The sequence below is a fragment of the Mesorhizobium sangaii genome, from assembly GCF_014207355.1.
Lineage (GTDB): Bacteria > Pseudomonadota > Alphaproteobacteria > Rhizobiales > Rhizobiaceae > Mesorhizobium > Mesorhizobium sangaii.
The window spans coordinates 1,793,148-1,805,604 of the sequence record NZ_JACHEF010000001.1 but is presented as its reverse complement, the minus strand read 5'-3'; the positions used below and the strand labels follow the sequence as shown (position 1 = coordinate 1,805,604).

General features: G+C 61.4%; 12 protein-coding genes. 7 read left to right on the top strand and 5 right to left on the bottom strand.

The annotated features are described in order from the left end of the window. Positions 1-108 precede the first annotated feature (108 nt). Together HNQ71_RS08510 and HNQ71_RS08505 are read right to left on the bottom strand one after the other, a co-directional pair. Complete coding sequence (locus HNQ71_RS08510; RefSeq protein WP_184872080.1) at positions 109-474, bottom strand: four helix bundle protein; 366 nt, start codon at positions 472-474, stop codon at positions 109-111. Positions 475-526: 52 nt separating this feature from the next. After that, positions 527-1,963 carry a glutamine synthetase family protein gene (locus tag HNQ71_RS08505; protein WP_184872079.1) on the bottom strand — a complete coding sequence of 479 codons (1,437 nt, stop codon included), beginning with the start codon at positions 1,961-1,963 and terminating at the stop codon, positions 527-529. A gap of 164 nt (positions 1,964-2,127) precedes the next feature. Between HNQ71_RS08505 and HNQ71_RS08500 the strand changes: the two genes are divergently transcribed. Further along, on the top strand, positions 2,128-2,844 hold the full coding sequence (locus HNQ71_RS08500; protein ID WP_184872078.1) for an HAD family hydrolase: 717 nt from the start codon (positions 2,128-2,130) through the stop codon (positions 2,842-2,844). Between the two features lie 43 nt (positions 2,845-2,887). Here the strand turns inward: HNQ71_RS08500 and HNQ71_RS08495 are convergent, their stop codons facing one another. The 3 genes from HNQ71_RS08495 to aceA form a co-directional block, all read right to left on the bottom strand. Then, positions 2,888-3,340 (bottom strand): response regulator, encoded by a 453-nt coding sequence (locus tag HNQ71_RS08495; protein ID WP_184872077.1) that lies wholly within the window; start codon positions 3,338-3,340, stop codon positions 2,888-2,890. A 230-nt stretch (positions 3,341-3,570) separates the two neighbouring features. Further along, complete coding sequence (locus HNQ71_RS08490) at positions 3,571-3,813, bottom strand: SMc00767 family acetate metabolism repressor (RefSeq protein ID WP_111546723.1); 243 nt, start codon at positions 3,811-3,813, stop codon at positions 3,571-3,573. A 58-nt stretch (positions 3,814-3,871) separates the two neighbouring features. Further along, on the bottom strand, positions 3,872-5,161 hold the full coding sequence (gene aceA / locus HNQ71_RS08485) for an isocitrate lyase (RefSeq protein WP_184872076.1): 1,290 nt from the start codon (positions 5,159-5,161) through the stop codon (positions 3,872-3,874). Between the two features lie 236 nt (positions 5,162-5,397). Between aceA and HNQ71_RS08480 the strand changes: the two genes are divergently transcribed. From HNQ71_RS08480 to HNQ71_RS08455, 6 genes are all read left to right on the top strand, one after another. Beyond that, on the top strand, positions 5,398-6,840 hold the full coding sequence (locus tag HNQ71_RS08480; protein ID WP_184872075.1) for a helix-turn-helix domain-containing protein: 1,443 nt from the start codon (positions 5,398-5,400) through the stop codon (positions 6,838-6,840). A gap of 150 nt (positions 6,841-6,990) precedes the next feature. Further along, positions 6,991-7,944 carry a DMT family transporter gene (locus HNQ71_RS08475; protein ID WP_184872074.1) on the top strand — a complete coding sequence of 318 codons (954 nt, stop codon included), beginning with the start codon at positions 6,991-6,993 and terminating at the stop codon, positions 7,942-7,944. A 349-nt stretch (positions 7,945-8,293) separates the two neighbouring features. Beyond that, positions 8,294-9,391, top strand: a complete 1,098-nt coding sequence (locus tag HNQ71_RS08470; protein ID WP_184872073.1) for a polyamine ABC transporter substrate-binding protein — start codon at positions 8,294-8,296, stop codon at positions 9,389-9,391. 82 nt (positions 9,392-9,473) lie between these two features. Next, positions 9,474-10,613: an ABC transporter ATP-binding protein gene (locus tag HNQ71_RS08465; protein WP_095088558.1), complete on the top strand. Its 1,140-nt coding sequence runs from the start codon at positions 9,474-9,476 to the stop codon at positions 10,611-10,613. A 9-nt stretch (positions 10,614-10,622) separates the two neighbouring features. Then, complete coding sequence (locus tag HNQ71_RS08460) at positions 10,623-11,594, top strand: ABC transporter permease subunit (protein ID WP_184872072.1); 972 nt, start codon at positions 10,623-10,625, stop codon at positions 11,592-11,594. Next, positions 11,591-12,409 carry an ABC transporter permease gene (locus HNQ71_RS08455; protein WP_184872071.1) on the top strand — a complete coding sequence of 273 codons (819 nt, stop codon included), beginning with the start codon at positions 11,591-11,593 and terminating at the stop codon, positions 12,407-12,409. Before HNQ71_RS08460 ends, HNQ71_RS08455 begins: the two co-directional genes overlap by 4 nt. The last annotated feature ends 48 nt before the right edge of the window (positions 12,410-12,457 follow it).

Here is a 12,457-nt window from a genome sequence, read left to right as displayed (position 1 = left end):
CAGTAGGGCAGTAGGGCAGTAGGGCAGTAGGGCAGTAGGGCAGTAGGGCAGTAGGGCAGTAGGGCAGTAGGGCAGTAGGGCAGTAGGGCAGTAGGGCAGTAGGTAGGACTATTCAGGTGATAATTTGCGGATCAGAAGCCGCAAGAGCGTTCCCACGCTCTCACTGCGGGTCATCAAGGATTCTACTGCCTCATGCGAGGCGATTCCGACGCGTTGGGCAATCAGCAGATGAGTCTCCAGCTCCTTGAGAGATCCCTGCGCGATCCTCAGAAATTGTTGATAGGAAGCTCGGCTCTCTCGACCATAGCCTTCGGCGATGTTGGCGGGCACGGAGGTAGCTGCCCGACGCAGCTGAGTTGTCATTCCGTAAAGTTCTTCTTTCGGCCAGGCTTTTGTCGTCTCGTAGATTGATACCGCCAAGTCCATTGCCTGCTGCCAGACGATCAGATCCCTGTACGACTCGATCTTCGCCATCGTCTAGTCGTTCCTACTGCCCTACTGCCCTACTGCCTTACTCCCCTACTCCCTAAACATTGAGCAACAGATACTCCCGCTCCCACGGACTGATCACTTCCATGAAGGTCTCGAATTCCGCTCGCTTGATCGCGGCATAGGTCGCAGCGAAGGACTTGCCCAGCAGTGCGCAAAGTTCCTCATCGCCCTCGAACAGGTCGACGGCTTCGAGCAGGCTGCGCGGCAGGTCGATCTCCGCCGCGTTGGCGGTGGTCAGCACGGGAGGCTCGGCCTTGATCATGTTGGTGATGCCGATCAGCCCGCAGGCAAGCGATGCCGCCAGCGCCAAATAGGGATTGGCATCGGAGGAGGGGATGCGGTTTTCGACGCGCCGCGCCGCCGGATCCGAGCGCGGCACGCGGAACGCCGTGGTACGGTTGTCGTAGCCCCATTTGTTGTTGACCGGGGCCGACGCCGCCTGTGTCAGCCGGCGGTAGGAATTGACATAGGGCGCGAACATCACCAGCGCGTTCGGCACATGCTTCTGCATGCCGCCGATGAAATGGAAGAAGTCTTCGGTTTCCGAGCCGTCTTCCGCCGAAAAGATGTTCTTTCCGGTCTTCTTGTCGATGATCGACTGATGGATATGCATGGCCGAGCCCGGCTGCCCCTGGATGGGCTTGGCCATGAAGGTGGCGTAGATCTCATGTTTGAGCGCGGCCTCGCGAATGGTGCGCTTGAACATGAACACCTGGTCGGCCAGCTCGATCGGGTCGCCGTGGCGCAGGTTGATTTCGAGCTGACCGGCGCCCTCTTCATGAATCAGCGTGTCGATCTCCAGGCCTTGACCCTCGGAGAAATGGTAGATGTCGTCGATCAGTTCATCGAACTCGTTGACGCCGGCGATCGAATAGCCGGCGCCGCCGCCGATCGCGCGCCCCGAACGGCCGACCGGTGGCGTCAGCGGATAGTCCGGATCGGGGTTCTTGCGCACCAGATAGAACTCGATCTCGGGCGCCACCACCGGCTTCAGCCCGCGCTTGTCGTAGGCGGCAAGCACGCGCTTGAGCACATTGCGCGGCGTGAACTCGACCGAGCGTCCGTCCTGGTGGACGAGGTCGCAGATGACGGCGGCCGTCGGGTCTTCTTCCCAGGGCACCACCGTCAGCGTCGACAGATCCGGCATCAGCTTGAGGTCGCCATCGTCTTCCGGATAGTGGAAGCCGTTGCCATCCTCTGGGTAGCCGCCGGAAATCGTCGTCATGAAGACAGCCGACGGCAGTGCCAGCGAGGTGTTGGAGGTGAATTTCTTCGACGGCATCATCTTGCCGCGTGCGACGCCGGCCTGATCAGGTGTGATGCACTCGATGTCCTCGATGCCACGCCATTCCAGCCAGGCGCTGGCTTCCTTCCAGTTCTTGACGCCACGTTGGTTTTTCACGAAGGCAGGCGTACGCGCCCGTCCTCCGCGGCTCGACGGACGGACTTCCTTTTTTGCAGGCGGCATCATTCACCAGATTGGGTTGCGGATTGTGGAGTATAGCCGTGCGCCCCTGTGGAAGGGAAGGGGAGCCACGCCGGGCATTGACCGAGGCGGTTGAAAATCACGCCAATCGGCCTAGTTTCGGCCGCTTCAATTCCCAATCGAGACCCCAATCCCAACCGAGACTTTGCATGCCACACGACAACAAACTGACGACGATCGGCTTCGATGCCGACGACACGCTCTGGCAGAACGAGCAGTTCTTCCGCATGACGGAAAAGCGCTTTGCCGCCATGCTTGCCGACCATGGCGAAGCCGGGCACATCTCGGCGCGATTGCTGGAGGCCGAAAGACGCAACCTTGCCGTCTATGGCTTCGGCATCAAGGGATTTACGCTGTCGATGATCGAAACGGCGATCGAGGTCACGCAAGGCCGTGTGCCGGCTTCGGTGATCTCAGAAATTCTCGATGCCGGCCGCGAGATGCTGAGCCATCCGATCGAGGCCCTGCCGCATGCGCGCGAGGCTGTCGAGAAGCTTGCCGGCGCATTCCGCCTCGTGCTGATCACCAAGGGCGACCTCTTCGACCAGGAGCGAAAGCTAGCTGGCTCGGGCCTCGGGGACCTTTTCGACGCGGTCGAGATCGTCAGCAACAAGAGTGCCGCCACCTATGCCCGCCTGTTCAGCCGCCACGGCGATGGTCCGGCAAGAAGCATGATGGTCGGCAATTCGCTGAAGTCGGACGTGGTGCCGGCCATCGAGGCCGGTGGTTGGGGTGTCCATGTGCCGCATGAACTGACCTGGGTGCTGGAGCATGTCGAGGCTCCGGTGGCCGAGCCGCGCTTCCGCGAGATATCCGATCTCGGACAGCTGCCCGGACTGGTCGAAAGCATTGTCAATCCGGGCTGATCGCGGGGCCTTCCTGTTTTGCGCAATTCCGGACGGAAATTGCTTAGCGGTTGATCAGGCGATCGATCACCGGCTGCAGCCGTTCGGGTGTGATCGGCTTGGCGACCACAACGTCGATGACGCTCGACAGGCCCAGGCTCTCCGGCGTGCCATTCTTGGTTGAAAGCAGGATCACCGCCGGGAGCGACTTGCCGGAGGCTCGCCGCAACGCGTCGATGCTGGACATCAGATTGTCGCAGTCCTTGTTGTCGACGCCGCCGTCAAGGACAACCGCACCGGGAATGAGGGAGCGCAAAATCTTAGCCGCCATGTCGGGAGATTCCGAGATTGGCTTGAGCCCGGACCGCTCGACGATCTTCGAAATCACCACGCGATTGATTGGCGATCTGCAGACGACGAGCACTTGCGATGGATCGCGGATCGTCTCTGTGTTTGAGTCGCGGGCAACAAAATCCAGGTGTCTTGGAGTCTCGCCTTCACGGTTCACTGGGCACACAAGTCGACCAAGAAGCTCGCCCCTATTTCAATGCAGAGTTGAATCTGGAGCGCAATTGGCGCGAGATGACCGCCCATGTCAAGTTGAAATAAAAGGCCTCGACATCATCTAAGCGAGCGGTGAATTTCAAGTAACGCTACTGTACTGAGCTGTCCACCGGCACGTTTCATAAAAAGAAAATTCACCTGCGCAGAGACTGCGCAGGTGAAGGGTCGGTTGCACGAGTTCGCTCAGCCGTGGCTCTGCTGCGTGACGATCACCGGGATCAAGAGATCGCCCCAGTTTCCGTCGCCGCCATGGTGCCGTGCCGAGCGCACGAGCTCCACCGAGACACCGGCCTCGACCGCCTTCATCACCGACTGGTTGAGGCGGTGCAAATCGTTGGCCAGCATGCGGATCGTCGCTTGCTGGTCGACGGTCATCGTCGTGGACTGTTCCTCGGCGCGTTCCTTGACACGACTTATCGATGCCATTGGTCTTCTCCTTGTGTTCCAAGCCCTGTTGGGCGTTTCCTCTGTGTTGTTCTGTCTGCTATTCGGCGGCCGGCTTGAATTGCGCGTGCTCGGTCGATTCATGCATGGCGGTGGTCGACGATTGGCCGCCGGTGATCGCCATCGACACGGCGTCGAAATAGCCGGTGCCGACCTCGCGCTGGTGCTTGGTCGCCGTGTAGCCATTGGCCTCAGCCGCGAACTCCGCTTCCTGCAACTCGGAATAGGCCGCCATCTGCCGTGCCTTGTAGCCGCGCGCCAGTTCGAACATGCCGTAGTTGAGCTGGTGGAAGCCGGCGAGCGTGATGAACTGGAACTTGTAGCCCATCGCGCCAAGCTCCTTCTGGAACCTGGCGATCGTCGCGTCGTCGAGGTTCTTCTTCCAGTTGAAGGATGGCGAGCAATTGTAGGCGAGCAGCTTGTCGGGGTGATGCTTGCGCACCCCCTCGGCGAATTTCCTGGCCTGCGCCAGGTCCGGCTTCGAAGTCTCGCACCAGATCAGGTCCGCGTGAGGCGCATAGGCGATGGCGCGGGCAATGCAGGGCTCGATGCCGTTCCTGACGTGGTAGAAGCCTTCCACGGTGCGCCCGGCGCCGTAGTCGACGAAAGGCTGGTCGCGTTCGTCGATGTCGGACGTCAGCAGCTTGGCGGCTTCCGCATCGGTGCGCGCGACGACCAGGGTCGGCGTGCCCATCACGTCCGCCGCCAGACGCGCGGCGTTGAGGTTGCGGATGTGCGCCGCGGTCGGGATCAGCACCTTGCCACCGAGATGGCCGCACTTCTTTTCCGACGCCAGCTGATCCTCGTAATGGACGCCGGCCGCGCCCGCCTCGATGAAGGCCTTCATGATCTCGAAGGCGTTGAGCGGCCCGCCGAAACCGGCTTCCGCGTCAGCGACGATCGGCGCGAACCAGGTCTCGACCGAAAGCCCGTTGCCTTCGGAGGTCTCGATCTGGTCGGCGCGCTGCAGCGTGCGGTTGATGCGCTTGACCAGTTCGGGCGCTGCGTTGGCCGGATAAAGCGACTGGTCCGGATACATCGCGCCAGCCGTGTTGGCGTCGGCGGCAACCTGCCAGCCCGACAGGTAGATCGCCTTCAGCCCCGCGCGCACCTGCTGCATCGCCTGATTGCCGGACATGGCGCCGAGCGCGTTGACGAAGTCCTCCTCGTGGATGAGCTTCCACAGCCGGTTGGCGCCCATTTCCGCGAGGCTCTGGCGGATCTGAACCGAACCGCGCAGCCGCTTTACATCCTCCGGAGAATAAGGCCGTTCGATGCCGTCGAAACGACCTTCCGGCGCCGAGGGGACGAGGTTGTAAAAATCAGTCATTGGTCACTCCGAAGGATTGCTGCATCATGTCCGGGCGCCGATCATCTGCGCACCGCAATATGACTGAATTTACATTGCAGCGCGAAATGGGCCAGAAAAATCAAGGAATTTGGACTAACATAAGGGAAAACCTGTGTTGTGTTTGACGGCGAGCCGCTGTAAATTTGTCATGATTGTAAAAGATTGGATGCGTGAAGATCACTGCGAAGTCATGTAAATCTTGTCAAGGGTAGTCGATGGCTGACCAGAAGATCTTTGCCGGACCGCGCATTCGCCGCATCCGCAACGCCAAGGGCCTGACGCAGACGGCGATGGCCGAGGGGCTCGGTATCTCGCCATCCTATCTCAACCTGATCGAGCGCAACCAGCGGCCGCTGACGGTGCAATTGATCCTCAAGCTGGCGTCCGTCTACAAGGTCGATCCGCACGAACTGCAGGGCGAGGCAAGGGGGTCCGTCGCTGCCTTGAAGGAAGTGTTCACCGATCCTCTGCTGGTCGGCGAGCTGCCGGGAGATCAGGAACTGATCGAGCTTGCCGAGGCTGCGCCCAACGCGTCCGCGGCGGTGGTAAAACTGTTCCGCGCCTATCGCGAGCAGGCCGAGCGCCTGTCCGACCTCAACGAGCTCCTGGCGCGCGAAGGTCGGGCAACCGCACTTTCCGGCGCCCGCTTGCCGATCGACGAGGTGCACGAGATTTTCGAGCGCCGGCCGAACCATTTCGAGGCACTTGAGGAAGAGGCCGCGGCCTTCACCTCGGTGCTCGATCCCGGCGACGATCTGTTCGGCGCGTTGAAGGCCTGGCTGAAGCGCGAATACGGCATCGTGGTCAAGGTGCTGCCGGTCGCCACCATGCCGAACTGGCGCCGCCGTTATGATCGCCACTCGCAGCGCTTGTTCCTGTCCGAACGGCTGTCCCCGTTCGACCAACTGCGCGAAGTGGCGATGGAGGCTTGCCTGATCCGCATGACGGTCGCGGTCGCCGGCGAAATCCAGGCGCTCAAATTGACCACCGACGAGGCCCGCCGTCTCGCCCGTTTCGAACTCGGCCGCTATGCGGCGCATGCGCTGATGATGCCCTACCAGGCCTTTCACGCGGCTGCCGTGCGCGCCCGCTATGATATCGACGTTCTGCGTTCGCGCTTCGGCGTTTCCTTCGAACAGGCGGCAAACCGGCTGACCATGCTGCAGCGGCAGGGCGTCCAGGGCGTGCCGTTCTTCATGTTGGAGGTCGACAATGCCGGCAACCGCTTCCGCAAGGTGGGCAGCCAGGGCTTTCCGCAAAGCCGCTTCGGCGGCGGCTGTCCCAAGCTGCCCGTGCATGTCGCTTTCACCCAGCCCGGCCAGATCTTCGTCGAGGCGGTGGAAATGCCCGACGGCGCCGAGTTCCTGTGCATTGCCCGCACGCTGGAAGGTCCGCAAGGCGCCTTCTCGGAGCGTCCGCGCCGCACGGCGCTGCTGCTCGGGTGCGACATCGGCTTTCGCGATGACATCGTCTATGGCGCGGCACTTCCGGCCGCGGCAGCCACCACGAAGGCCGGCAGCATCACGGCGACGCCGGTCGGGCCCGCCTGCCGGCTTTGCGAACGCGTCGGCTGTCTGGCGCGCGCCGAGCCGCCGGTGACGCGTCCGCTCGGCCTCGACGAGATGGTGACCGGCCTGAGTGCCTTCGACTTCCAGTGACGCTTGCCCCAAGTGACGCCGGGCCGGGTGCCACAATTGTCGTCGGTCTCTGGCTCACCCCCGGCCTTCGCCTTTGCGTTACGCGAACGGAGCATCTTTTTGTCGTCCCTTGCGCATCGTCCCGTCCACAAAAGCCCGACAGTCGCGCCCATGACCGACACAGCACCATCACCGAGCGTTGTTTTGTCGACCGTCTCGCCGCGCGAGGAACGCGTCGGCATGCTTTTGGTGTTCCTGTCGGCGCTGATGTGGAGTTTCGGCGGCACCATTGCCCGCTTCATCACCGTGGGCGACAGCTGGACGGTTATTTTCTGGCGCTCGGTCTGGGCAGCGGCCTTCCTGATTGGCTTTATGGTCTGGCGCGACGGCTGGCGCGGCACGCTGAAATTATTCCGCGACATGGGTCTGCCCGGCCTGGCCGTCGGGGCCTGCTTCGCCACGGCATCGACCGCCTTCGTCGTCGCACTTGCCTACACCACCGTCGCCAACATCCTGCTGATGCAGGCCGGCGTGCCGCTTCTGGCGGCGCTGTTTGCCTGGGCGTTGTTTCGCGAAAGGGTGACTGCCGCGACCTGGCTGGCGATCGCCGCCGTCATCACCGGTGTCGCCATCATGGTGTCGGAATCGCTTGATGGCGCCGTCTCGCCGATAGGCGATGGGCTGGCGCTCTTGATTGCAGTCATGTTCTCGATCGCCACCGTCATCACCCGGCGGTTCTCCGGCGTGCGCATGACGCCGGCCACCTGCCTCGGCACCATGCTTGCCGCGGGCTTTGCCGCCTCGCAGGCATCGACATTCGCCGTGTCGGCCAGTGACATGGGTTTTCTCTTTGCCTTCGGCGTAGTCAATCTCGGTCTTGGCCTTGCCTTCTTCGCCACTGGGGCGCGGCTGATCCCGGCGGCCGTCGCCGCATTGCTCGGCACGTTCGAGCCGATCCTCGGCCCGATATGGGTCTGGCTCGTCCATTCCGAAGTACCGTCGGGGCGCACCATCATCGGCGGCGCGGTGGTGGTGACGGCGCTGCTCGTCCATATCGGGCTTGAATTCAAGCGCCAAGCACGACCCGAGCGTGCAGGGGTCACCGGGGTGCCATCGCCTAATTGACGCCGCGTGCAGCTTTGCCATTGACAAATTCGCTGCCGCGCGGGCAGGCTGAGACTACGCAACAACAAGACAGGCGTATCTTGCCAAGTCTCCCTGCCGGTCAGATTGAGACCGGACCACATCGTCGTATCTCTGCCCACGCCACGGCGAAAGCCTTTGACGGTATCCGCACGCCTCCCAGGCCGCGACAGGGACACAAAGCCACCACCCGCCGCTCATCGAACCGCCTGCATGCCGTCGGCGGTTGGCGCTTGTTGCTTCCTGGAAAGCTCAATAGTCTGAAACAAATGCCCGGCCGCGCGGGGTCCGCGACGAGCCGGCGAAGGAACACTCATCAAAGGAGAATAGCATGATCCGCAAAGCGCTCTGGCTTTCGGCGACCTCAGTATTTCTGACGCTTTTCACCGTCGGTGGCCATGCCGAGGATCGCGTCGTCAACGTCTTCAACTGGTCGGATTATATCGACAGTTCGATCATCGATGATTTCACCAAGAAAACCGGCATCAAGGTCGTCTATGACACCTTCGATTCCAACGAAATCCTGGAAACCAAACTGCTTGCCGGCGGCAGCGGCTATGACGTGGTCGTGCCCAGCGGCAACTTCCTCGCGCGCCAGATCCAGGCCGGCGTGTTCCAGAAGCTCGACAAGTCGAAACTGCCGAACCTTTCCAACATGTGGGACGTCATTTCGGAGCGAACCAGCAAATACGACCCCGGCAACGAATATTCCACTAACTATATGTGGGGCACGGTAGGTATCGGCTACAACATCAAGAAGGTGCAGGCAGCGCTCGGTACCGACAAGATCGACAGCTGGGATACGTTCTTCAATCCGGAAACCTTGGCCAAGCTGAAGGATTGCGGCGTCTATGTGCTGGATTCGCCGGCCGACATGATCCCGGCAGCGTTGAAATATCTCGGTCTCGACCCGAACAGCAAGTCGGCCGACGATATTGCCAAAGCCGAGGAGGTTATGATTAAGATCCGGCCCTCCATCCGAAAGTTCCACTCCTCCGAATACATCAATGCTCTGGCAAACGGCGACATTTGCCTGGCAGTCGGCTTCTCTGGTGACGTCTTTCAGGCACGCAACCGCGCGCAAGAGGCCAAGCAGGGCGTCGAAATCGGCTACGCAGTGCCGAAGGAGGGGGCGCAGATATGGTTCGACCAGATGGCGATACCGGCCGATGCGCCGCATGTCGCAGAGGCGCATGAATTCATCAACTACATGATGACGCCTGAAGTGATCGCCAAATCGTCGAACTATGTGCTCTACGCCAACGGCAACAAGGCGTCGCAGCAGTTCGTCGACAAGGCGATCTTGGACGATCCGGCAATCTATCCGGACGCGGCGACCTTGGAGAAGCTCTATACGGTCCAGCCTTACGATCCCAAGACCCAGCGTCTGATCACGCGCAGCTGGACCAAAATCGTCACCGGCCAATAAGCAATCTGAATTGGTCCCGGCAGCCACCTGCCGGGACCAATTCTTTCTGGGGCAAGAAGCAAGAAACAGGACGGAGTGGGACATGAAATCGCTTGGCAGCATCCGCAGGGATTTTGCGCCGTGGAACGACCCGAACGCCAAGCCATACATCCAGTTTGACAATGTCACCAAGAAGTTCGGTGACTTCACCGCCGTCAACAATCTGTCGCTGACCATCTTCGAGCGCGAGTTCTTCGCCCTGCTTGGCGCGTCGGGTTGCGGAAAGTCGACGCTGCTCAGAATGCTTGCCGGCTTCGAGGAGCCGACAGCCGGCCGCATCCTGCTCGACGGCCAGGATCTGCGCGGCATTCCGCCATACCGGCGACCGGTCAACATGATGTTCCAGTCCTATGCGCTGTTCCCGCATATGACGGTCGAGAACAATATCGCCTTCGGCCTCAAGCAGGACGGCATGCCGAAGCCCGAGATCGCGTCTCGCGTCGCCGAGATGCTGAAGCTGGTCAAGCTCGAACAGTTCGCCAAGCGCAAGCCGCATCAATTGTCCGGTGGCCAGCGCCAGCGCGTCGCGCTCGCCCGCTCGGTCGCCAAGCGGCCCAAGGTGCTGTTGCTCGACGAGCCGCTCGGCGCGCTGGACAAGAAGCTGCGCGAGGAAACGCAGTTCGAATTGATGGACCTGCAGCAGAATCTCGGCCTGACCTTCGTCGTCGTCACCCACGACCAGGAAGAAGCGATGACCATGGCCGATCGCATCGCCATCATCGATAAGGGCGAGGTGATGCAGGTGGCGACGCCGGCCGAAGTCTATGAAGCCCCGACATCGCGCTTTGTCGCCCATTTCGTCGGCAACGTGAACATGTTCGAGGGCAAGGTCGCCGAGCAGACCGCAAACACGACACGCATCGCGGGTTCGAGCGGAGCCCAGATCGTCGTCGACAACGCCGCCAAGACGGCTGCAGGCGCCGATATCGTGTTCGCCATCAGGCCGGAGAAGATCAAGATTTCGTCCAAAAAGCCGGCCGATGCGGTGAATGCACTTGAAGGTGAAGTCTATGACATCGCCTATCTCGGCGACATGACCGTTTTTCACGTCAGGCTGGATGACGGGCAGATGGTGCGCGCCAGCACCATGAACGCGGCCCGCATCACAGAGGATCCGCTGAGCTGGAACGACCGCGCCTGGGTTTCTTTCCGGCCCGACGCCGGCGTCGTGCTGACGCGGTAGGAGGCGGTCATGTCGAACGCCGCCGTCACCTCCGCATCAGCCCCGGCAACCAATGCCGACCAGTCCATCCTGGCCAGGCTGGGAGCGGCTTTCGTTGGCCGCCTGGTCATCATCATCCCCTATGTCTGGCTTCTTTTTTTCTTCCTCATTCCCTTCATCATCGTCTTCAAGATTTCGCTGTCGCAGACGGCGATCGCCATGCCGCCCTACACGCCGGTGCTCGACTTCAAGGACGGCATCTCCGGGTTCTTCGCCGGCTTTGGCGCGCTCAGCTTCGACAACTACGCCTGGCTGACGCAGGATGCCCTCTACTTCAACGCCTATGTGACAAGCGTCATCATCGCCGCGATCTCGACGGTCCTGACGCTGATCGTCGGCTACCCGATCGCCTATGGCATGGCGCGCGCGCCGGCAACGATCCGTCCGACATTGCTGATGCTGGTGATCCTGCCGTTCTGGACCTCGTTCCTGATCCGCGTCTATGCCTGGATCGGCATCCTCAAGCCCGAGGGGCTGCTCAACCAGTTGCTGCTTGCCACAGGCATCATCAGCCAGCCCCTGATCATCCTCAACACCTACACGGCGATCTTCATTGGTATCGTCTATTCCTACCTGCCGTTCATGGTGCTGCCGCTCTATTCGTCGCTTGAAAAGATGGACTATTCGCTGATCGAGGCCGCCAAGGATCTTGGCTGCCCGCCGACCAGCGCGTTCTGGAAGATCACCTTCCCGCTGTCGCTGCCGGGTGTCATCGCCGGCTGTCTGCTGGTGTTCATCCCCGCCGTCGGCGAATTCGTCATTCCCGATTTGCTCGGTGGATCGCAGACGCTGATGATCGGCAAGACGCTGTGGAACGAGTTCTTCGCCAATCGTGACTGGCCGGTGTCGTCGGCCGTGGCCGTCATCCTTCTGCTGCTTTTGACCGTGCCGATCATGTTCTTCCAGCAGGCCCAGGCGCGCGCCCAGGAGCAGGACAAATGAACACCACCTGGAGCCGCTTCAACGTCACCTCGATCGTGCTGGGCTTTGCCTTCTTGTACCTGCCGATCGTCCTGCTCATCGTCTTTTCCTTCAACGAGTCGAAACTGGTTACCGTCTGGGGTGGTTTCTCGACCAAATGGTACGTTTCGCTGTTCCACAACCAGGGCCTGATGGACGCCACCTGGGTCACGGCCCGTGTCGGCGTCATTTCGGCCACGTTTGCGACCGTGCTCGGCACGCTGGCGGCGCTCACCTTGACCCGCTATACGCGGTTCAGGGGCAGGTTGCTGTTTTCCGGCATGGTCTTTGCGCCGCTGGTCATGCCGGAAGTCATCACCGGCCTGTCGCTGTTGCTGCTGTTTGTCGCCATCGGTCTCGACCGCGGCTTCCTGACTGTCACGCTCGCCCACATCACGCTCACCATGTGCTTCGTCGCCGTCGTCGTGCAGTCGCGCCTGGTCAGCTTCGACCGCTCGCTGGAAGAAGCTGCGATGGATCTGGGCGCAACGCCGGTGAAGACCTTCTTCCAGATCACGCTGCCGGTCATCATGCCGGCTATCGTGTCCGGCTGGATGCTGGCCTTTACGCTTTCGCTCGACGATCTGGTCATCGCCAGCTTCACCTCCGGGCCTGGAGCAACAACGCTGCCGATGAAGATCTACAGCCAGGTGCGTCTCGGCGTGACGCCGGAGATCAACGCCGCTTGCACCATCCTGATCGCCGTTGTTGCGGTCGGCGTCATCATCGCCTCGGTCGCCAACAAGCGGCGTGAGGTGCAGCGCCAACTCGACGAGCGGGCGGCACAACGCGGCTGAAGCAATTCCAGGAAAAGTGTGGGTGCGGTTTCCCTAGGAAAAGCGCGT

What these genes read in the sequence shown, in the direction of transcription:
- HNQ71_RS08500 (WP_184872078.1), top strand. Translation starts at nt 2,128, where the DNA reads ATGCCACACGACAACAAACTGACGACGATCGGCTTCGATGCCGACGAC.
- HNQ71_RS08510 (WP_184872080.1), bottom strand. Translation starts at nt 474, where the DNA reads ATGGCGAAGATCGAGTCGTACAGGGATCTGATCGTCTGGCAGCAGGCA.
- HNQ71_RS08465 (WP_095088558.1), top strand. Translation starts at nt 9,474, where the DNA reads ATGAAATCGCTTGGCAGCATCCGCAGGGATTTTGCGCCGTGGAACGAC.
- HNQ71_RS08490 (WP_111546723.1), bottom strand. Translation starts at nt 3,813, where the DNA reads ATGGCATCGATAAGTCGTGTCAAGGAACGCGCCGAGGAACAGTCCACG.
- HNQ71_RS08480 (WP_184872075.1), top strand. Translation starts at nt 5,398, where the DNA reads ATGGCTGACCAGAAGATCTTTGCCGGACCGCGCATTCGCCGCATCCGC.
- HNQ71_RS08470 (WP_184872073.1), top strand. Translation starts at nt 8,294, where the DNA reads ATGATCCGCAAAGCGCTCTGGCTTTCGGCGACCTCAGTATTTCTGACG.
- aceA (WP_184872076.1), bottom strand. Translation starts at nt 5,161, where the DNA reads ATGACTGATTTTTACAACCTCGTCCCCTCGGCGCCGGAAGGTCGTTTC.
- HNQ71_RS08505 (WP_184872079.1), bottom strand. Translation starts at nt 1,963, where the DNA reads ATGATGCCGCCTGCAAAAAAGGAAGTCCGTCCGTCGAGCCGCGGAGGA.
- HNQ71_RS08455 (WP_184872071.1), top strand. Translation starts at nt 11,591, where the DNA reads ATGAACACCACCTGGAGCCGCTTCAACGTCACCTCGATCGTGCTGGGC.
- HNQ71_RS08475 (WP_184872074.1), top strand. Translation starts at nt 6,991, where the DNA reads ATGACCGACACAGCACCATCACCGAGCGTTGTTTTGTCGACCGTCTCG.
- HNQ71_RS08460 (WP_184872072.1), top strand. Translation starts at nt 10,623, where the DNA reads ATGTCGAACGCCGCCGTCACCTCCGCATCAGCCCCGGCAACCAATGCC.